Source organism: Cutibacterium avidum ATCC 25577 (assembly GCF_000227295.1).
GTDB lineage: Bacteria > Actinomycetota > Actinomycetes > Propionibacteriales > Propionibacteriaceae > Cutibacterium > Cutibacterium avidum.
In genome coordinates this window covers 2,134,708-2,152,889 of the sequence record NZ_JH165054.1, presented here as the reverse complement: position 1 = coordinate 2,152,889, position 18,182 = coordinate 2,134,708, and the positions used below count along the sequence as shown (strand labels likewise).

At 63.0% G+C, this 18,182-nt stretch carries 17 protein-coding genes, 1 tRNA gene and 1 pseudogene; 9 read left to right on the top strand and 10 right to left on the bottom strand.

Features of this window, described 5'->3' with window-relative positions; all coding sequences use genetic code 11:
• Nucleotides 1-34: 34 nt before the first annotated feature.
• A pseudogene (locus HMPREF9153_RS09625) lies at nucleotides 35-1,162 on the bottom strand (SLC13 family permease); the annotation flags it as partial.
• 192 nt (nucleotides 1,163-1,354) lie between these two features.
• Between HMPREF9153_RS09625 and HMPREF9153_RS09620 the strand changes: the two are divergent.
• Nucleotides 1,355-1,428 (top strand) — tRNA-Ile (locus HMPREF9153_RS09620).
• Between the two features lie 350 nt (nucleotides 1,429-1,778).
• On the top strand, nucleotides 1,779-2,813 hold the full coding sequence (locus HMPREF9153_RS09615; protein WP_004811623.1) for an esterase/lipase family protein: 1,035 nt from the start codon (nucleotides 1,779-1,781) through the stop codon (nucleotides 2,811-2,813).
• 135 nt (nucleotides 2,814-2,948) lie between these two features.
• Here the strand turns inward: HMPREF9153_RS09615 and HMPREF9153_RS09610 are convergent, their stop codons facing one another.
• Together HMPREF9153_RS09610 and HMPREF9153_RS09605 are read right to left on the bottom strand one after the other, a co-directional pair.
• A complete protein-coding gene (locus HMPREF9153_RS09610; RefSeq protein WP_004811622.1) occupies nucleotides 2,949-3,746 on the bottom strand; it encodes an HAD hydrolase family protein in 798 nt (265 codons plus the stop codon).
• Nucleotides 3,746-4,666 (bottom strand): hypothetical protein, encoded by a 921-nt coding sequence (locus HMPREF9153_RS09605; protein WP_021108574.1) that lies wholly within the window; start codon nucleotides 4,664-4,666, stop codon nucleotides 3,746-3,748. The genes HMPREF9153_RS09610 and HMPREF9153_RS09605 overlap by 1 nt, the downstream gene beginning before the upstream one ends.
• A 211-nt stretch (nucleotides 4,667-4,877) precedes the next feature.
• Here HMPREF9153_RS09605 and HMPREF9153_RS09600 point away from each other — a divergent pair, with 211 nt between their 5' ends.
• From HMPREF9153_RS09600 to HMPREF9153_RS09575, 6 genes are all read left to right on the top strand, one after another.
• Nucleotides 4,878-5,942: an AAA family ATPase gene (locus HMPREF9153_RS09600; RefSeq protein WP_235044084.1), complete on the top strand. Its 1,065-nt coding sequence runs from the start codon at nucleotides 4,878-4,880 to the stop codon at nucleotides 5,940-5,942.
• A gap of 48 nt (nucleotides 5,943-5,990) precedes the next feature.
• On the top strand, nucleotides 5,991-6,995 hold the full coding sequence (locus tag HMPREF9153_RS09595; RefSeq protein ID WP_174266671.1) for a DUF58 domain-containing protein: 1,005 nt from the start codon (nucleotides 5,991-5,993) through the stop codon (nucleotides 6,993-6,995).
• A complete protein-coding gene (locus HMPREF9153_RS09590; RefSeq protein ID WP_004811618.1) occupies nucleotides 6,992-7,966 on the top strand; it encodes a VWA domain-containing protein in 975 nt (324 codons plus the stop codon). Before HMPREF9153_RS09595 ends, HMPREF9153_RS09590 begins: the two co-directional genes overlap by 4 nt.
• A complete protein-coding gene (locus HMPREF9153_RS09585) occupies nucleotides 7,957-8,919 on the top strand; it encodes a VWA domain-containing protein (RefSeq protein WP_004811617.1) in 963 nt (320 codons plus the stop codon). The genes HMPREF9153_RS09590 and HMPREF9153_RS09585 overlap by 10 nt, the downstream gene beginning before the upstream one ends.
• A 54-nt stretch (nucleotides 8,920-8,973) precedes the next feature.
• Nucleotides 8,974-9,693: a YggS family pyridoxal phosphate-dependent enzyme gene (locus HMPREF9153_RS09580; RefSeq protein WP_004811616.1), complete on the top strand. Its 720-nt coding sequence runs from the start codon at nucleotides 8,974-8,976 to the stop codon at nucleotides 9,691-9,693.
• Between the two features lie 73 nt (nucleotides 9,694-9,766).
• A complete protein-coding gene (locus HMPREF9153_RS09575; protein WP_004811615.1) occupies nucleotides 9,767-10,270 on the top strand; it encodes a DUF3145 family protein in 504 nt (167 codons plus the stop codon).
• 59 nt (nucleotides 10,271-10,329) lie between these two features.
• On the opposite strand, the gene HMPREF9153_RS09570 is transcribed toward HMPREF9153_RS09575, so the two are convergent.
• The 6 genes from HMPREF9153_RS09570 to HMPREF9153_RS09545 all read right to left on the bottom strand — a co-directional run bounded on the left by HMPREF9153_RS09570 (nucleotide 10,330) and on the right by HMPREF9153_RS09545 (nucleotide 15,335).
• Nucleotides 10,330-11,604, bottom strand: a complete 1,275-nt coding sequence (locus HMPREF9153_RS09570) for a beta-ketoacyl-[acyl-carrier-protein] synthase family protein (RefSeq protein WP_004811614.1) — start codon at nucleotides 11,602-11,604, stop codon at nucleotides 10,330-10,332.
• 72 nt (nucleotides 11,605-11,676) lie between these two features.
• Nucleotides 11,677-11,922: an acyl carrier protein gene (locus tag HMPREF9153_RS09565; protein WP_004811613.1), complete on the bottom strand. Its 246-nt coding sequence runs from the start codon at nucleotides 11,920-11,922 to the stop codon at nucleotides 11,677-11,679.
• Between the two features lie 81 nt (nucleotides 11,923-12,003).
• On the bottom strand, nucleotides 12,004-13,002 hold the full coding sequence (locus HMPREF9153_RS09560; protein WP_004811612.1) for a beta-ketoacyl-ACP synthase III: 999 nt from the start codon (nucleotides 13,000-13,002) through the stop codon (nucleotides 12,004-12,006).
• The gene (locus tag HMPREF9153_RS09555; RefSeq protein WP_036980153.1) at nucleotides 12,999-13,871 is read right to left on the bottom strand and encodes an ACP S-malonyltransferase; all 873 of its coding nucleotides are present in this window, start codon (nucleotides 13,869-13,871) and stop codon (nucleotides 12,999-13,001) included. The genes HMPREF9153_RS09560 and HMPREF9153_RS09555 overlap by 4 nt, the downstream gene beginning before the upstream one ends.
• Before the next feature lie 187 nt (nucleotides 13,872-14,058).
• Nucleotides 14,059-14,973, bottom strand: coding sequence for a 2-dehydropantoate 2-reductase (locus HMPREF9153_RS09550; protein ID WP_015582846.1), 915 nt, complete (start codon nucleotides 14,971-14,973; stop codon nucleotides 14,059-14,061).
• Nucleotides 14,973-15,335: a NifB/NifX family molybdenum-iron cluster-binding protein gene (locus HMPREF9153_RS09545; protein ID WP_004811609.1), complete on the bottom strand. Its 363-nt coding sequence runs from the start codon at nucleotides 15,333-15,335 to the stop codon at nucleotides 14,973-14,975. The genes HMPREF9153_RS09550 and HMPREF9153_RS09545 overlap by 1 nt, the downstream gene beginning before the upstream one ends.
• Before the next feature lie 157 nt (nucleotides 15,336-15,492).
• Between HMPREF9153_RS09545 and HMPREF9153_RS09540 the strand changes: the two genes are divergently transcribed.
• Nucleotides 15,493-16,938, top strand: coding sequence for a sugar porter family MFS transporter (locus HMPREF9153_RS09540; RefSeq protein WP_004811608.1), 1,446 nt, complete (start codon nucleotides 15,493-15,495; stop codon nucleotides 16,936-16,938).
• Between the two features lie 19 nt (nucleotides 16,939-16,957).
• Here HMPREF9153_RS09540 and HMPREF9153_RS09535 read toward each other — a convergent pair whose 3' ends face one another.
• Nucleotides 16,958-18,061 (bottom strand): PucR family transcriptional regulator, encoded by a 1,104-nt coding sequence (locus HMPREF9153_RS09535; protein WP_071349083.1) that lies wholly within the window; start codon nucleotides 18,059-18,061, stop codon nucleotides 16,958-16,960.
• Between the last annotated feature and the right edge of the window lie 121 nt (nucleotides 18,062-18,182).

The following is an 18,182-nucleotide window of genomic DNA, read 5'->3' as shown; positions in this document are numbered from 1 at the left end:
TCGCGGGAACGGTGAGCAGGCCCAGCCGGGTGAATCTGCCGATGTGGGCAGGTCGGTCATGGTCGCCGATGATGCGACGCCACAAGAGGGTGGCCAGGGATCCGGCGTAGCTGAGGTTGGGGCCGATGTTGACCCCGATGAGCATGGCCAGCACTGCGACCCACCCGGCGGGGGAGACGAAGGGCAGAAGAACCATCACTGCGGGCAGGTTGTTGATGAGGTTCGACAACAGAGCAGCGATGGCGGCGACGGCCAGCAGGCTGAGCAAGGTCTGGCCGGAGGGGACGAGATGGTCGATAAGGTTCCCCAGCCCGTTGCCGACGACGGCCTCGACGATGATTCCCAGACACAGGACGAAGGCCAGGAAAAGGGGCTTGGTGGCGCGCAGGGCGCGTCCGGCCTCGACTGCGAAGTTCCCGCTGTGATGGACGGAACTCAGCACCATCAAGGCGAGGACGCCTCCCAGAGCGGCCCAGAAAGGTTCGGTCCCCAGCAGCGAGCACACCGCGAATCCGGCCAGGGTGAGTCCGAGGATGATGAGGGCTGTGATCGGGGCGCGTTGCTGCTTTTCGACCCCTGCGGTGATCTTTCCGGAAAGTTCCTCACGGAACTCGATGTGCATCGCCAACCATTCGATGCTGATGGATAACAGCCATGGCAGGGCCATGACGGCGGTGAAGCGTCCGAAGGTGAGTTCGGGCACGGCTGCCACCGCTAGCAGGTTCGTGAGGTTGGACACCGGCAGCAACAGGGACGCCGTATTGGCCAGATGTGCGGTGGCGTACAGGTGTGGTTCAGGTCGGGCCTCGAGTCGTCTCGTCGTCGTCAGGACGATCGGTGTCAGCAGGACGATGGTGGCGTCGAGGCTGAGAACCGCCGTCGTCACCGACGCCACGATGAAGACCCACAACAGAAGGCGATTCGAGGAGGACCTCGCGTGGGTGGCCATGAGCTCGCCGGAGTAGCGGAAGACCCCTTCGGCTCGGGCAAGCTCGGACAGGGCGAGGACCGCTGCCAGGAAGATGACGGTAGGTCCCATGGTGGTGACCTGGTGGCCGGCATCGGACCAACTGATGGTTCCGACGAGGCACAGCAGCAGAACTCCCGGCACCGCGGTCGTTGCCTCCGGCAGACCGTGCGGACGGACGAGGGCGAAGATCATCACGGTGACGAGGACTGCCACGCTGAGTGTCTCAGCCAACCACGACGTCACCGCTGAATGCTATCGGAGAGTGGCGACGGTGGACGATGAAAAGTGTTGGTGATGGCTGACATGAAGCACGATCACATTGCCATGGCGGGGTCGAGGAGGATGCTGCCATCAGCATTACCCGGTAAGGTGGTCATTCGTCTCGGGGCGTTAGCTCAGCCGGTCAGAGCAGGGGACTCATAATCCCTGGGTCGCGGGTTCGAGCCCCGCACGCCCCACTTCATACGATCCTGCAATTTGCCTGGGTAGTCCCTGGCTAGCAACCGCCACTGCGGTTATGGGTTTCGTGGCTTTCGAGGTGTGAAATCGTCCGTCGAGCCCGGAATGAAGATGTCGGGGCTGGTCATTCATTCGCATGATGAAAGAAATCAGTCAATCGGATGTTCAGGTGTCAGTTAAATGACGGGTATGAGTCTGCCGTGAAGCGGAAAACTGTACATTGGGACACTTCAGGGGCTACATAATTGGTCGTTTTGGCAATGGTGTACTGAAATGCACCATCCCCTCGGTAGTGTGATCGTCGCCTGGGCATGGGAGTCAGGTTATTGATCGACAAGGAGTGTCATTCATGAGATCTACCAAGCTACGTAGGTCGGTTCTCGCCGTCCTCACTGCGGCAGCTACTGCGCTACCGATGACGATGGCAGCCGGCACCTCATGGGCTACGGATTCGGGAATCACTCCCGATCATCCCGGTGGCGTCGCTGCTCCGCATAGCCCGGATGGCGTCCCGTCGAGTGGCACGGGGCCACAGTTTCGCACCTGGCCGGTGGCTTCCCATTATTCACACACGCATGTGGGTACGAATCCAAAGGGAGCTAACGATTTCACGTGTAAGCCTGCGTCAGGTACTCGACCCGTCGTCCTCATCCCGGGCACCGGTGAGGACGCATTCGCCACGTGGTCATATTACGCGCCTGAGCTCAAATTGGCCGGTCTGTGCGTATTCACCTTCAACTACAACATTCAAACGAACCCTGATCGCGAATGGGCTGCCACCACTGGCGACATTCGTTCCAGTGCCGCGTTCCTGGCCCACTATGTTGAGAAAGTACGGGCAGCGACCGGAGCCGAAAAGGTTGACCTGGTGGGGCATTCCCAGGGTGGAGGCCCCCTCCCTCGTGCCTATATCAAGTGGTTTGGAGGAGACCGGGTCGTCAACCATCTGATTGGTCTCGTCCCCTCCAATAAAGGCACCAGTGTCTACGGTTTGGCTACTTCCGTTGGCCTCGACCGGCCCGGAAGCCTGAGCGCTCGGGCTTTGCAGAACTATGCGGATAGGCACAACTATGAGTCGCTTCCGCAGCAGCTTGCGGGCTCTCGCTTCCTGGGTGAACTCAATGACGGTGGGATGACCGCACCGGGTGTCCGGTACACCGTCATCAGTACCAAGTATGACGATGTGGTGACTCCATACACCAACGCATTCATCCGTGAGTCTGGAGTAACGAACATCACCATGCAATCAGTGTGTGCCAAGGACCACACTGATCATTTCGGGTTCACCTATGACCCCGTTGCCTTCCAGGTCGTCTTCAACACGTTGCTTCCTGACAAGGCCAAGGCCATCCGCTGCGTATACGTGCCGGGGTTCATCCAGTGATCGTTATCGCTGCTGCTTCATTGGTGCGATGAGTCCTGTTAGCGCTGGTTGCCATCCTGGCAACCAGCGCTAACGATGTCATGGCGGTTATGGCTCGTAGGCATGAGGGCCGCATTGGATTGGCGATGACGCGAATCAACCCAGCAAAATCCGTATCTGTCGTCCCACCGCAGACTCGTCATGGTTTCCGATGATGGGGAATCCACGATCACGCAATGTTGGGTGGGCGTCCGAGACGACATACGGATGCCCCACTAACTCCAGCATGGTGAGATCGTTGGGCATATCACCAAAAGCTGCGGCGTCAGACGGGTCAATGCCGAGATCTTGACAAACCTGGGCCAACGCCATTCCCTTCGAAACCCCGGGAGCCGCGATCTCCACGAGACCGTTCGTCATGGTGGCGGAAAAAGTCGCCGTGCCGCGGTCGCCCACGATGGGATTGACGACGTCGAAGAGCCTGTCGCTGGGGAAGTTGAAGGTACGCACCAACAGCTTGACGATGCGGCGATCGCCTCCCAGGAAGTTCTCGATCGGCCCCTCGCCGTCCGGAGGGCCGCCAATCTGCCAGCGATCGAATCCCTCGTCGGCGAACCACTGGGTGGCCTCCTCGGTGCAGAACAGAGCTTCAGGCAGAGCCTCGCGGACATCGGCAATGATCTCGGCGACGCTGGTGGGGCTCATGAAGATGTCATGGAGGACCTCGCCGGTCGTGGCATCGACGCTCACCGCCCCATTTGAGGCCAGCAGGGTCGGATGGATTGAGCGGAACGGGTCGAGAACCGTCAACCAGCGGTAGGGCCGTCCAGTGGCGAAGACGACGTGGACCCCTGTCTCGGCCGCAGCGAGCATCGCCTCGGTGTTCTCGGCGCTGGGCATCTTGTCAGCGCCCAGAAAGGTGCCGTCCAAATCAGTGGCGATGAGTGAGACCATCACAACCTTCCTCGCCCGGTCGGAGATCCCGACGACGTACCGGTGCCGGCTCCCGGCGACTGCATCGACGGGGTGCGCGACGGACTCCTTGATGGGTTGTTCGACATGCTCGGCGATGCGCTCCTACCCGTTGACGGGGACTGCGACTCGCTCGGCGTGGCACTGTTCGACCCGCTGCTGTTCGACGGAGACGCGCTCTGGCTCGATCCTTGGCTCGGGCCGGGACTCGAAGAACTGTTGGCAGAACTACTCGACGAGGCAGAGGTCGGAACCGGTGGAGGCGGGGGAGTGGGCGGCACGTTCTGGAACAACAGCACCGCGATGAGCAGACCAGTCAGGGCGATGAAGATTGTGAGCAGCCATGCCACCACAGTCGTCGACCAGCCGACCCTGTCACGACGACCCGGCCACGGCAGCGGCCAGGCGCGCACCCGGCCGGGAAGGGTGTCGTCGATCCAGTGCAACCGGAAATTCGGGCCTGCAACTGACGATCCCGAGAGGGCCGACATGTCGACGGCTTCCAGGATGCGTCGGGCCTCGGCCACCGCTGCTGCCGACCCGTCATGGACCAAGGCCACCCACGGGGCCAGGGACTCACCGCCAGCCCCGTCCGGACCAGTCACAGGGCGGTACAACTCGCCCAAGCGTCCAGAGTTCTGTCCCGCGCCACCGCGAGCAATGACGGTCTCGGAGTGCAGGTGGTTGACCTCCCCCGCCAACCGGTCCCAGGAAGCCGGATCACTCGCGGCGCCATGGGACAACAGAATGATGAGGACGGCCCGGCCGTCGTCATCATGGGCCCGGAACACAGTGCCCGAGGCCATCGCGAGAACACGGACATCGAGCCAGAACTCGTCGATCCTCGGTGGGTCGCACGGTTCCAGTGGCAGGGCCTCGATGGGCCACGGGTTACTCGACATCGCCCACCATCTCACCACATTCCAGCCGTGACCTCCGAACGACAGGCGTTCGCACTTGGTGATTTCTCACCGTTCTTGGGCTGCGGCACTCTGACGGTATCGTGAGTGCGGGCCCGTCACGGGTCATGCGCAAACCAGGCAGGAGACGTCAGTGAGCACCCAGCACTACTCGGATGGTCAGGACATCGGCAAGGGCAACCAGGACGCCCCGATGTCCAATGACGAGGCCGCTCGCCTCATCGGGCAGGCCATCGGGCAGGTCCAGCGGGTCATCGTCGGCCAGGAACGCATGGTCGAACAGCTCATGGTCGGTGTGCTGGCCAAGGGCCACATCCTTCTGGAAGGTGTTCCCGGTGTCGCCAAGACCTTGGCGGTGCGCTCCTTCGCGACGGTCCTCGGCGGTAACTTCGCCCGAGTGCAGTTCACCCCGGACCTCGTCCCCTCCGACATCGTCGGCACCCGCATCTACTCGGCCTCCAAGGAGACCTTCGACATCGAGCTCGGCCCGGTCTTCGTCAACTTCGTGCTGGCCGACGAGATCAACCGAGCTCCGGCCAAGGTCCAGTCGGCGATGCTCGAGCTCATGGCCGAGAAGCAAGTGTCCATCGCAGGACAGACCTTCCCGGCCCCGCACCCCTTCAGCGTCATTGCCACCCAGAACCCGGTGGAGTCTGAGGGCGTCTACCCGCTCCCGGAAGCCCAGCGCGACCGTTTCCTACTCAAGATCGACGTTCCCTACCCGCGAGGCAACGAGGAGTTCGAGATCCTGCGCCGGATGAGCGTCAAGGCTCCCGAGCCCCAGCAGGTGCTGACTCCCGAGACCGTCATAGCCCTGCAGGACATGGCCTCCGACGTCTTTGTTCACAACCTCGTCGCTGAATACGTGGTCCGGCTGGTGCTGGCCACCCGTAATCCGGGCGATTTCGGGATGCCGGACCTCGCCAACGTCATCCAGATCGGCTGCTCACCACGCGCCACCCTCGGTCTGATTGCCGCTGCGCGTGCCCTGGCCCTCGTTCATGGTCGTGACTACGTCCTTCCCACCGACGTCCAGGCCGTCGCCGTCGACGTCATGGCCCACCGTCTGGTGCTCAGCTTCGACGCCATCGCTGACAACGTCTCGGCCTCGGACGCCATCGAGCGGGTTGTCGCCATGGTTCCGCCGCCCACCCCGGTATGGAACGAGGAGCAGCGCCAGGCCGCCCACCAGCAGCACAGCCACCCCGACGACTTGGGCCAGTACCCCGCTCCGACGACTCCGCCTGTCCAGCACTGAGGCGTCCCCATGACGCGACCGACATTTCGCGATCCGCAGCCACCGTCGGTGGCGCAGACCCTGGTGAGTCCGCCCACCGGGGCGACCCTGCCGCTCAATCAGCTCGCCCCCGAGGCTGCGTTGCGCCGACTGGAGCTGACGATCGTGCGTCGTCTGGAGGGTTTCCTGCATGGTGACCACCTCGGTCTGCTCCCGGGCACCGGGGCTGACGTCAATGATGCCCGCCCCTACGAGCCCGGCCAGGACGACGTGCGCATGATGGACTGGGCCGTCACCGCTCGTACCACCGTTCCACATGTACGAGAGACCATCGCTGATCGCGAGCTCGAGGTGTGGGCCCTGCTGGACGTCACCGGGTCGATGAACTGGGGCACCGTGTCCATGACCAAGCGTGATCTGGGGATCGCAGCGGTTGCCACCATCGGATTCCTGTCCCAGCGGATGGGGGACCGATTCGGTGGCCTCATCATGCGTCCGGATTCAGTGCGTCGTCTGCCAGCGCGCTCTGGCAGAACTGCCCTCTACGGCTTGTTGCGCTCGATGCTGACCGAACCGATCGTCGCCGACAATGCAGCTGGTGACATGATCCTGGCCAAGGGGATCGAGAACCTGGCTGCATCGGGCCGACGCCGAGGCATGAAGGTGGTCGTCTCGGACTTCCTCTCCCCGGGCGACAACACGCTCGACCCCAACAACCGCCCCGACTGGGAACGGTCCCTGCGAAGGCTCTCGGTGCGCAACCAGGTGCTGTGCATCGAGGTCGTTGACGCTGCCGAGGTTGATTTCCCTGACGTGGGTGATGTCATGGTGCGAGATCCAGAAACCTCCTTCGCCCACTACGTCGATACCGCCGACAAGGCCACCCGGGAGCGCATGAATGCGGCTTCCCGGGCTCAGCGCGAGCGGGTCGCGGCTGCCATTCGCCGAGCTGGAGCCGGTCATCTGCAATTACGCACCGACTCCGACTGGGTCACCGACATTGCCCGCTTCGTGCTCGGGTACCGCCGCACTGCGGCTATCCTGCATCAGCCTCCGCAGGGGGTGACGAAGTGACGCCATTGTTCCTGGGTCTGCCTGAGGTCAAGACCCCGTGGGTCCTGTGGCTGCTGTTGATCATCCCGGCGCTGTTGATCTTCTACATCTGGGCACTGCACCGCAGTCGCTCAACCGCGATGAGGTTCACCAATACCGCGATCCTCGGTTCGGTGATGAGCAGGCAGCCGCAGTGGAAGAGACACATCGCCGTTGCTGCCGCGCTGCTGTGCCTGGCGACGACCATCTTCGCGTGGGCCCGTCCGATGGGCATCGAGAAGGTGCCGCGCGATCGCGCCACGATCGTGGTCGCCATCGACGCCTCCTTGTCCATGAAGGCCGAGGACGTCTCGCCCAATCGTCTCGCAGCTGCCAAGGCCAAGGCCAAGGACTTCATCAACAGCCTTCCGGAGGGGTTCAACGTCTCGGTGGTGAGCATCTCCGAGCATTCCGAGATTCGGATGCCCCCCTCGACCGACCGACCCACCGTACTGCGTGCCGTCGACGGTATTGAGCTGCAGGACGGTACCGCTCTTGGCGGGGCCATCGACAAGTCCATCGAGGCTGTCAAGATGGCTCCGGGAGCCAAGGACTCCAAGGATCCCATTCCGGCAGCGATCGTCATGCTCAGCGACGGCGGCAACACCCAGGGCGGGTCGCCGATGGTTGCCGCCACTCGTGCTGCCGCAGCCAAGGTGCCGGTGTACACCATTGCCTTCGGCACCGAGACCGGCTACGTCGATCTCGACGGGAATCGGGAAAGGGTCGCTCCCGACACCAAGCTCCTGTCGGCCATCGCTGACCGTACTGACGGTCGGTCCTGGTCCGCGGACTCGGCTGACAAGCTCCAGGAGGTCTACGAGCAGGTGCACTCCTCGGTGGGTTACGAACCGGTCAAGAAGGAGGTGACGGCAACCTGGGCCTTCTATGCCTTCTGCTTCGCCGTCGTCTCAGGGTTGGCGACGCTGTCGGTGGCGGTGGGATGGCCGTGATGACACTCATCGCTTTCGGACGTCCGGGACGCCTCTGGTGGCTGCTGGTGCCGCTTGCGTTCCTCGTCGTCTATCTGATTGTCGTCATGTGGCGTCGCCAGCCGCAGCAGGGCGGCAATGAACTCAAGAGGCTGTTGTCCAGCTCCCGCCCATGGAAGCAGCATGTGGCGATGGGGCTGTCGGTGGTGTCGATGGCGACCATGGTGTTGGCCTTCGCCCAGCCCAAGGCCTACCACGAGGTGCCACGAGATCGAGCGACGGTCGTCGTCGCCATGGACGTCTCACGGTCCATGGTGTCCACCGACGTCGATCCGTCCCGGCTTTCTGCGGCCAAGACCGCGGCCAAGGAGTTCGTCGGCGACCTGCCGCCACGATTCAATGTCTCGCTGGTGAAGTTCGCGGCCTCCGCGCAGATCGTGGTGCCTCCCACCACCGACCGGACTGCGGTGTCGACCGCGATCTCCAACCTCCAGGTGATGCCGTCCACCGCCATCGGCGATGGGATCTATTCCTCCCTCAACGCCTTGAAACTGGTGCCGGATGACCCGAAGCATCCTGGACGTAAGCCTCCTGCGGCAGTCGTGCTGTTGTCGGACGGCGCCACCAACATTGGGCGTCCCTCCCTTGACGCCGCCAAGGAAGCCGCACGCGAGCATGTGCCGGTGTACACCATCGCTTACGGAACCGCCAACGGATATGTCGTTCAGGGGGGCCAGCGCCAGGCCGTTCCAGTCAACCACTATGAACTCGCCGCAGTGGCGAAAGCGTCCGGAGGAGAGAAGTTCTCGGCGGAATCCTTGGGTCAGCTCTCCGACGTCTACAAGTCGATCGCTCAGTCGGTCGGCTACGAGAAGGTCTTCGGCGAGGTTACCGACAAATATGTTGGCGTCGCTCTGGCCCTCATGGTGTTGACGGCGGCTTCCGTCATCAGCTTGTGTGCCCGGTGGCCCTGATTTGTCGTCCTGATCGGGAGTAGATTCTTCGATGTCTTCGTAGAAGGAGTCACCATGAGTGTGGCCGACAATCTGACGGCTGTACGTACCCGCATTGACGACGCCTGCCGGGCCTGTGATCGCGACCCCGGCGAGGTATCCCTGCTGCCGGTGTCCAAGACCAAGCCTCCCAGCATGGTGGAAGAAGCCTACGAGGCGGGGTACCGACTCTTCGGGGAGAACAAGGTGCAGGACGCCCTGGCGAAGTCAGAACTCATGGACGCCGATCACCCCGGGCTGGAGTGGGCCGTCATCGGCGGTCTGCAGACCAACAAGGCAAAATATGTCGCCCGATTCGCCACCGAGTTCCAGGCCTTAGACTCCCTCAAGGTGGCTCGCGAACTCGACAAGAGGTTGCAGAAGGAAGGACGCCAGCTTCGGGTATTGGTGCAGGTGAATTCCTCGGTCGAGCCCCAGAAGTCCGGTATCGCCCCTGACGAGGCGGTGAACTTCGCCAAGGAATTGGCGGCTTTTGACTCCTTGGACGTGCGAGGCCTCATGACGGTGGCCCTCAACAGTTCCGAGCCGAAGGCGGTGGCTGATTGCTTCGACGTCGTGGTTGGGGTGCAGGAGAAGCTGCGCCAGGAGGTCAACGAGGTCTCCGACTGGTCAGAACTGTCCATGGGAATGTCAGGAGATCTGGAAATCGCGGTCGCCCACGGATCCACCCAGGTGCGTATCGGCACCGACATCTTCGGTGCCAGGACCGATCCCGCGGAGATCTGGCGTCCCTGAATCCGGTCGTCTATGGTTGAGGTGTCCGTCCGTACCGCTGCAGGGGAAGGCACGTGGTACCGGGAGGACGACCGTGGAAACAACACAGCTGGCCAGTGGAACCCTCTTCATCCACTCGGCACCGACGGCATTGCGCAGCCACATCGAATGGGCCGCCGATGCCGCTTTCGCCGTGCCCGTGCCGCTGCGCTGGACCAGCCAGCCGGTGGAACCCGGGACGTGGCGTACAGAGACGCCGTGGCGCGGGGACGTCGTCGATGCCGGCAAGTTCATCTCCACCCTGGCGGCATGGCAGCGGGTACGCGTCGAGATGACGGTGGAGACCGGTGCCGTTCCGCATCGTTGGAGCCTGACACCGAGCCTGGGTATTTTCTCCGCCCACACGGACGAGGCCGGTTCGGTTCTCGTCGACGAGATGAGGTTGCGAGCCGCCGTGACCGCGGCACGAAGGACAGGACTTCGTCTCGAGGACGAGATCTGTGACCTGCTTGGTGAGCCGTGGGACGTCGAGCTGGAGGCCTACCGGGCCTGTGACCCGTCCCTGGACGTCTCGTGGCTTGCTCGTGAGGTCGGCTGACTCCTGAGACATGACGAGGCCCCGGTCACGAACGGTGACCGGGGCCTGGTGCGATTGAATCAGCGGGTGGCGTTGGCGTTGGTGAACGCCAGGGTGACGTTGTGTCCGCCGAACCCGAAGGAGTTGTTGAGGGCGACGAGGTCTCCGACGGGCAGATCAGTCGTCCTGGTGACGATGTTGACCTTGAGCCCTTCCTCGAGCTGGTTGATGTTGATGGTGCCGGGAACCTTGTGGTCCAGCAGGGCCATTACCGAGGCGAAGGACTCCAGAGCGCCGGCTCCACCGAGCAGGTGCCCGGTCATCGACTTGGTACCCGTGACGAGCACCTGATCGGTGGCGTCTCCGAGCACCGAGGCGATGGAGTGAGCCTCAGCAGTGTCGCCGAGCGGGGTCGAGGTGGCGTGGGCGTTGACGTGGTTGACGTCAGAGGGGGAAAGCCCAGCCGAGTGGAGGGCCTTGCGCATCGCGGAGGCCTGACCTGAACCGGTCGGATCGGGCTGGACGATGTCGTGGGAGTCGGCGGAGATGCCCGATCCGGCCAGGGTGCCGTAGACCTTGGCACCGCGGGCCTTGGCGTGCTCCTCAGTCTCGATGACCATGATTGCGGCACCCTCACCAATGACGAATCCGTCACGGTCGACGTCCCAGGGACGGGATGCGTGCTCGGGGTCGTCATTGCGGGTCGACAGCGCCTTCATCTGGGCGAAGGCGGCCACCGGCAGCGGGTGGATGATGGCCTCGGCGCCACCGACGACGGCGATGTCGGCACGTCCCAGACGGATCTGGTCCAGACCGAGAGAGATGGCCTCCGATGAGGAGGCACAGGCCGACACCGGGGTGTGGACGCCTGCCTTGGCATGCACCAGCAGACCGATGTTGGCGGCCGGCGCGTTGGCCATGAGCATCGGGACGGTGAACGGACTGACCCGCTTGAACCCCTTGTCCTTCTGGATGTCCCACTGGCCGAGCAGCGAATGCAGGCCTCCGATACCGGTGGCGCAGCAGACCACCAGACGCTCGGGGTCGATGCCGTTGGAGTCACCGGTATCGTCGCCGGGCTCGGGAAGCTTCAGGTCGGCGTCGGCCCAGGCCTCCTTGGCTGCCACCAGGGCAAGCTGGCTGGAACGGTCCAGTCGGCGAGCCTGCGGGCGCGGGATGTGGTTCGTCGGCTCGTCCACCGCTGATGCGGCGAACTTGACCGGCACGTCGTCCATCCAGTCGAAGTCCAGGGTGTGCACCCCGTTTCGACCTTCCAGCAGCCCCTGCCATGTGGTGGGGGCATCGGGTCCCAACGGTGTGGTGGCCCCGAAACCAGTGATGACGACGTCGCTCATGAGTTCTCCAGTGTCGGTGATGGGTTGGTGCGGGCCGGTGTCCGGGACTCATCCGCCCCGGACACCCTGGAATCAGCCCTTGTGCTCGATGATGTAGTTGACAGCGTCGCCAACGGTCTTGATGTTCTTGGACTCCTCGTCGGGGATCTCGACGCCGAACTTCTCGTCGCAGGCGTAGATGATCTCGACCATGGAGAGGGAGTCGACGTCGAGGTCGTCGACGAAGGACTTCTCAAGGGTGACCTCGGACTGGTCGACACCGGTGATGTCGTTGACGATGTCAGCCATGTCGGCGAGGATCTGGTCTTTGTCGGCCATGATGATTGTTCCTTTTCTCGTGATTTCCCCGGGCCATCGACCCGAAGTGTGTGGGTGGTGTTCGTGTCATGAGTATGGGTCTCAGGGGAGCCGGATGACCTGACCGGCGTACACCAGTCCGGCTCCGAAACCGATGATGAGGGCGAGGTCGCCGCTGTGGGCCTCCCCACGCTGAAGCATACGGTCGATGGCGATCGGCACGGACGCGGCGGAGGTATTCCCCATGTCAGCGATGTCGTGGCAGATGGTCACCGACTCGGGCAGCTTGAGGTGACGGCAGATGACGTCGGTGATGCGATCATTGGCCTGGTGCGGGATGAAGACGTCGAGGGTTTCGGGGGTGATCCCGGCCGCGGCCACCGCTTCGGCGGAGCGCTTGGCGACGTCGGTCATGGCCCACTTGAAGACCGCGCGGCCCTCCATGTGGATGAGGGGGTGGACCTTCTTGGGATCGGCGCTGGCGCTTGCCCAGTCTTCGATCTCGATGGTCTTGAGCTGGTCAGAGCGCGATCCCCAGATGACCGGACCGATTCCCGGCTCGTCGCTCGCGCCGATGATTGCAGCCCCTGCGCCGTCGGAGAAGAGGAAGGCAGTGGAGCGATCATCGAGGTTGGTCATCTCGGAGAGCTTCTCGACGCCGACGACGAGCACGTTGTTCGACGATCCGGTGCGGATCATCGAGTCGGCCAGAGCGGTCGAGTAGCAGAATCCCGCGCAGGCGCCGTTGAGGTCGAAGGCTGCGGCGTTGCCCAGGCCGAGCTCGCGAGCGATGTAGGTCGCCAGGCTCGGGGAGGGACGATGATGCGATACGGTCGCGACGATGATGGCGTCGATCTGCGAGGTCTCGAGGCCGGAACGCTCAAGGGCGGTGCGAGCGGCCTCGGCGCCCATCGACAACACGGTCTCGGACTCGGTACCCCAACGACGCTCGGTGATACCGGTGCGTTGTTCGATCCACTCCGGGGTGGAGTCGATCATGGTGCACATTTCCTCGTTGGTGACGACCCGCGAACCGCGGACTGACCCGGTGGACAAGAACTTCGAGTACCTGTCCGCCGGGCGGGGCTTGATGGCTGTCATGCATTCTCCTTGCCAGCATGGGCCGCGATGAAATCGCGGGCAGCCGGAATCTGGTCTGGGGTGTTGAGGTTGAACAGCTCAACATTCCCGAGGTTGCGCTTGGCGATACCCGTCAGGGTGCCAGCCGGGGTGAGTTCAAGCAGACCGGTGATGCCGCGCTCGGCCATGGTGTCCATGCACAGGTCCCAACGCACCGGGTGGGCAACCTGGTTGACAAGACGATCAGCGAACTCGCGTCCGTCCGTGACGACGACACCGTCGCGGTTCGACAGCAGGGCAACCGACGGGGTGGTCGTCGGCATGGCCGCGGCGACCTCGCGCAGGTGGTCGACGGCAGGCTCCATGTGAACGGTGTGGAAGGCGCCGGCGACCGAGAGCGGGAAGAGTCGGGTACGAGCCGGCGGCTCAGCGGCGAAGGCCTCGAGCTGCTCGACGGTTCCGGCCGCGACGATCTGGCCCTTGCCATTGTGGTTGGCCGGGGTGAGGCCCGCAGCCTCGATGGCCGCCAGGACCTCGTCAGGTTTGCCACCGATGACGGCGGTCATCGAGGTCGCGGTGCGAGAAGCAGCCTCTGCCATGGCTCGGCCGCGCTCACGGACGAGAACCATCGCGGCTTCGGCCGAGAAAGCACCAGCGGCAGCGCCGGCAGCGATTTCGCCGACCGAGTGTCCGGCCAGTAGGTCCGCCTTGGAGAAGATCTCGGGATCGACCGACCAGGCGGTCGCCAGCGCGGCGGCGACGAGCAGCGGCTGGGCGACAGCGGTGTCCTTGATGGTCGCCTCGTCGGAGGTCGTGCCGTGGGTCACCAGATCGATGTCGGCCACCGCTGACAACCACGCGAGGTGGTCAGAGAAGGTGGGGTCGGACATCCAGTCCGACAGGAATCCTGGTTTCTGGGCTCCCTGGCCCGGAGCGACGATTGCAAGCACGTTCCCACTTTGCCCCCTGACAGGCCCTGAGGCGAGACATGGAACCGACGAAGTACCCACGGTTGCCTTTGTGGGGTTTTCACAAAGGGACAGGGGGGTTCCTCCAAAACCCGGTGTGTGTCTCGAATCAGGCCCGATTGGCGGCCTCCCGACGTCCCAGCACAGTGGCAATGACATCATTGACGGGGGTGTCGACGCCCACCTCGTCACCCAGTCCGGGAACGGCTCCGACCTGGGCGGCATACTCGCTGGGGCGACCGGCAAGGATGTCGCGTTGGAATGAGGTCGTCGAGGCAGGATCCTGTCCGGCGAGGAACCTGAGGTTCTTCTCGACGAAGTCGTCGGCGATCTTGGCCCCGTGCCCACGAGCGACATGCACCGTCTCGTCAATACACCGGGCGAAGGTGTCGCGATAGGTGCTGAGTAGATCGCCCAGAGCGACGTCGAGGACGGCTCCACAGGCTCCCTGGGGAACGACGGAACACATCTTGACCCACAGCGTGGTGGTGATGTCGTCGATGACGGGGGAGACGATGCTGGCCGTTTCGCAGGCAGCTCGCAACTCATCGATGATCGGATTGGGGGAGTCGTCCATCGTCGAGACCTCCAACATGCGAGGCCCGCCCAGATCCATGATGAGGCCTGGCTCGACGATCTTGACCCATTCCCTGCAGACACCGGGGGCCACGTGCTCGGCGCCGATGATCTCAGCCAGCACCCGAGGTGCAATGACGCCATTCTGGGTCGTGACGACGAGGGTGTCGGGTCCCATGAGAGCAGACAGGTGGGTACGAGCGGCATCGGCTACCTGGAAGGTCTTGGTACACATGAGCACGACATCGACCTGTCCGATCTCGGCAGAGTTGTCAGTGGCGGGAACATCGAGGGTCACCTCGGTGTTGCCGACGATGCGCAGTCCGTGCTCGCGAATGGCTTCCAAGGTCTTGCCACGGGCGACGAAGGAGACGTCGGCCCCGGCGTCGGCCAACACGCCACCGTAAAAAGCGCCGATGGCTCCAGCGCCGATCACAGCTGCTCTCATCACTCCGCCTCATCCTTGACGGCGGCGCAGGCGGCGACCATCGCCTGTTCGACTGATTCCCGGGCGTCGGGGAGGGTTGCTGGCAGCAGCGGAACCTTCATCGCTGCCAACGTGCGCTGCATCCCCATTCCGGCGTGAGTGGCCACGCATGCCACGACCTCGTGTTCGCGCAGGAAACGGACGATGCGAGCGTGATGACTGCCCTCGGTGCCCTCGTCGTGGAGGCGGTCCCATTCCACCTCGAAGGTCTGCCACTGCGTGACGTGACCGTTGTCGTCGACCTGTGCGACGGCCACCATGGGTGCCTTGCCGAATCGGGGCTCCACCGAGCCGTCCGGGCGAACTGGAATCATGACGTTCATAACGTGAGCCTAGCTTCCCGGACGGTAAGTGTGATGGCAAGAGAAACTCGATGCGCGGCGCGGGGAAGCGGGATGACGACCGTTAACTGTAGTGTTAGGGGGATGGCCGGGTCGGTTATTGCGTGCGTGAAGTTCAGTGCTCGGAGAAAGGGAATATATGGCGTCGAGTGATCCTGCGCAGGGGAATGTCAAGGCAGGCGGATACGAGACAGATGGTGCCGTGGACGGTAGCCAGATGCGTAGGGCTGTCTTCATGGCGGTGACAGCAGCAGCTCTGGGAATTACCTACGGTTATGATATTTCTAACACCGCTGCTGCGTTGCAGTTCGTGAAGCGGGACTTTGGTATCTATGGTGCCATCAACACGGCGTCGGTCGTGGGTCAAATAGCTGGCGCTATTCTCGGCGGCCCCATGGCTAATGCCATTGGACGCAAGAAATCGATGATCATTATTGCCGCTGGCTACACTGTTTTTGCTATTTTGACTGCCATCTCTCCGTCTGCCGGGTTGTTCCTCGCGATGCGGGTTCTCCTGGGAATAACTATTGGGCTTTCCATTACAGTCGTCCCGGTGTTTATTGCTGAATCCGCTCCGGCATCGCGGCGCGGCGGGTTGGCGACTGCGTATCAGGTGACGTGTGTTATCGGAATTATTTTGGGTTACCTTGTCGGGTACTTGTTGCTGCCCACGGACACATGGCGTTGGATTCTCGGTGTGGCAGCCGTCCCGGCATTCATCGTCCTGTTGATGCTGTTTCGCACTGAAGAAACTCCGTCGTGGTACATGCTCAAGGGGCGAGAGGAGGAGGCTCGCCGTGCAATGGAGCGCATTGAAGTAGCAGAATTGGTTGAACCAAGTCTCAACGAGACCCGAAACTCGTTGTCGTCCCAACCCGCCGGATCTGTGTGGGGGCGATTGCGTGAGATGTTCCATGGCGGCATGGCCAGAACCGCTATTTTTGCCATTGTACTAGGATTCTCAATTCAGATCACCGGGATCAATGCCACTATTTATTATGCGCCTGGCATCTATTCTCGAATGGGGTTCACGGATACCGCGACGACCTACCTTGTGCCGTCCCTGGTTCAGTTCCTGTCGTTGATAAGTGTTGTCGTCTCTATGCTGGTTATCGACAAGGTGGGACGTCGTTTTGTACTCATTACGGGAATATCTACGATGATCGTTGCGACGATTATTCTCATCGTGACCTATCTGGTGAGCGGCTTCGAGGGCACCGCAGCCGGTGTTATGGGCCTCATCGGCATGTCCTTGTTTACGATGGGATTCACCTTCGGATTCGGTTCAATCGTATGGGTTTATGCAGGTGAGATCTTCCCGGCTCGTTACCGGTCACTCGGTGCGTCCTTGGTGCTCACCGCCGACTTGGTCGCCAATGCGATCACTGCTCAACTAGGAGCTGTGATGCTCGACGGCATCGGGCTTGCTGGAACCTTCGGCGTATATGGCGGACTCCTCGTCCTTGCGCTGCTATTCCTGCTGCGATACGCCCCGGAAACCTCTGGTCGTTCGCTTGAGGAAATCCAGGACTACTGGAACAACGGCGCGAGGTGGCCTGAGACTGAACCATCTTCGATGGCGTGAGCCCTGAGACCGGTTCGCATCAGTTCGTCAGCCGCCCCAGGGTGATCGCCAGTCGTAGCACATAAGCCTCTCGAGGGTCCGATGGGGAGTAGCCAGTGACGGCCTGGATCCTCTTGAGGCGGTAGCGCACCGTGTTCGGGTGGATGAACATGGCCCGACCGGTGCCTTCCACCGAGCAGCCATGATCGAGGAAGGAGACGGTGGTGTCCATGAGGTCCCCACTCGCGGCGGCCAACGGGGTGTAGACCTCATCGACGAGCCATGCAGTGGCCTCGGCGTCACCGGAGAGAACCTGCTCGGGCAGAAGGTCGATGGCAGCCATGACCCGCGGACCCTCCGGCCAGGCTCGCGCGGCTCGGGCTCCTGACAGTGCGGCGCGAGCGGAGGCCGGTGCCAGGGTGAGGTCAGCGACGACCGGTCCGACGACGATGGGCCCGGGTGCAAAATGCTCGGCCAAGGCTTCGGTGGCAGCCACCGCGGCCGGATCGTCGACGAGTTTCTGACTGGCGAGGATGACGACGAGGCGATCGGACTGCAGTGCGGCCAGCACGGTCATCTGCATCCGTTCCCCGTCGCGACGCAGCACGTGCAGTTCATGCTCAGTGGTCGGGGCACGACCCACGACGACACACAGATTGATACCGGGACGCCATCCGAGGGTGGACGCGCGGGAGATGAGTTGCTCGTCGGCGTCGGCGCGGACCACGGCATCGACGACGAGGGATTCCAGTCGCTCGTCCCAGGTGCCGCGGCGCTCGGCGGCCCGGGCGTACACCTCGGCAGCGGCGAAAGCGACCTCTCGGGAGTAGTGGACGATGGCAGTACGCAGGACCTGGCGATCCCCGCGTGGCATCTCGGTCTCGATTTGAGCCTCGACGACGTCGATCGTGGTGCGGACCAGCTCGACGGTCTGGTGCAGCGAGATCTTGCGAGTCATGGATCGCGGTGCCACGTCGAAGACGTCGGTCGGGGAGTAGGGCTCGGCGTCGTCGTCAGCAAACCACTGCACGAAGCCATCGATGCCGGACCGGGCCACGATCGAAATCCACGACCTCTCCTCGGCAGAGAGGTCGCGGAACCAGGAATGACGACGGCCCATCTCCTCGAGGGTGGCGGTTGTCATGGCGGAGGTGCGAGCAGTCAAGCGCTTCGCGATGGCTCGGCGGGTGCGGTCAGAGGAGACGACGGTGCGACCGGTACTCGACGTTCGGCGCGCGGACGTCGGCGCGATGTCATTCCTGGTC

Coding starts and splice junctions, on each gene's coding strand:
- HMPREF9153_RS09615 (WP_004811623.1), top strand. CDS start 1,779: ATGAGATCTACCAAGCTACGTAGGTCGGTTCTCGCCGTCCTCACTGCG.
- HMPREF9153_RS09610 (WP_004811622.1), bottom strand. CDS start 3,746: ATGGTCTCACTCATCGCCACTGATTTGGACGGCACCTTTCTGGGCGCT.
- HMPREF9153_RS09605 (WP_021108574.1), bottom strand. CDS start 4,666: ATGTCGAGTAACCCGTGGCCCATCGAGGCCCTGCCACTGGAACCGTGC.
- HMPREF9153_RS09600 (WP_235044084.1), top strand. CDS start 4,878: ATGTCCAATGACGAGGCCGCTCGCCTCATCGGGCAGGCCATCGGGCAG.
- HMPREF9153_RS09585 (WP_004811617.1), top strand. CDS start 7,957: ATGGCCGTGATGACACTCATCGCTTTCGGACGTCCGGGACGCCTCTGG.
- HMPREF9153_RS09580 (WP_004811616.1), top strand. CDS start 8,974: ATGAGTGTGGCCGACAATCTGACGGCTGTACGTACCCGCATTGACGAC.
- HMPREF9153_RS09570 (WP_004811614.1), bottom strand. CDS start 11,604: ATGAGCGACGTCGTCATCACTGGTTTCGGGGCCACCACACCGTTGGGA.
- HMPREF9153_RS09565 (WP_004811613.1), bottom strand. CDS start 11,922: ATGGCCGACAAAGACCAGATCCTCGCCGACATGGCTGACATCGTCAAC.
- HMPREF9153_RS09560 (WP_004811612.1), bottom strand. CDS start 13,002: ATGACAGCCATCAAGCCCCGCCCGGCGGACAGGTACTCGAAGTTCTTG.
- HMPREF9153_RS09555 (WP_036980153.1), bottom strand. CDS start 13,871: ATGTCCGACCCCACCTTCTCTGACCACCTCGCGTGGTTGTCAGCGGTG.
- HMPREF9153_RS09550 (WP_015582846.1), bottom strand. CDS start 14,973: ATGAGAGCAGCTGTGATCGGCGCTGGAGCCATCGGCGCTTTTTACGGT.
- HMPREF9153_RS09545 (WP_004811609.1), bottom strand. CDS start 15,335: ATGAACGTCATGATTCCAGTTCGCCCGGACGGCTCGGTGGAGCCCCGA.
- HMPREF9153_RS09540 (WP_004811608.1), top strand. CDS start 15,493: ATGGCGTCGAGTGATCCTGCGCAGGGGAATGTCAAGGCAGGCGGATAC.
- HMPREF9153_RS09535 (WP_071349083.1), bottom strand. CDS start 18,061: ATGACAACCGCCACCCTCGAGGAGATGGGCCGTCGTCATTCCTGGTTC.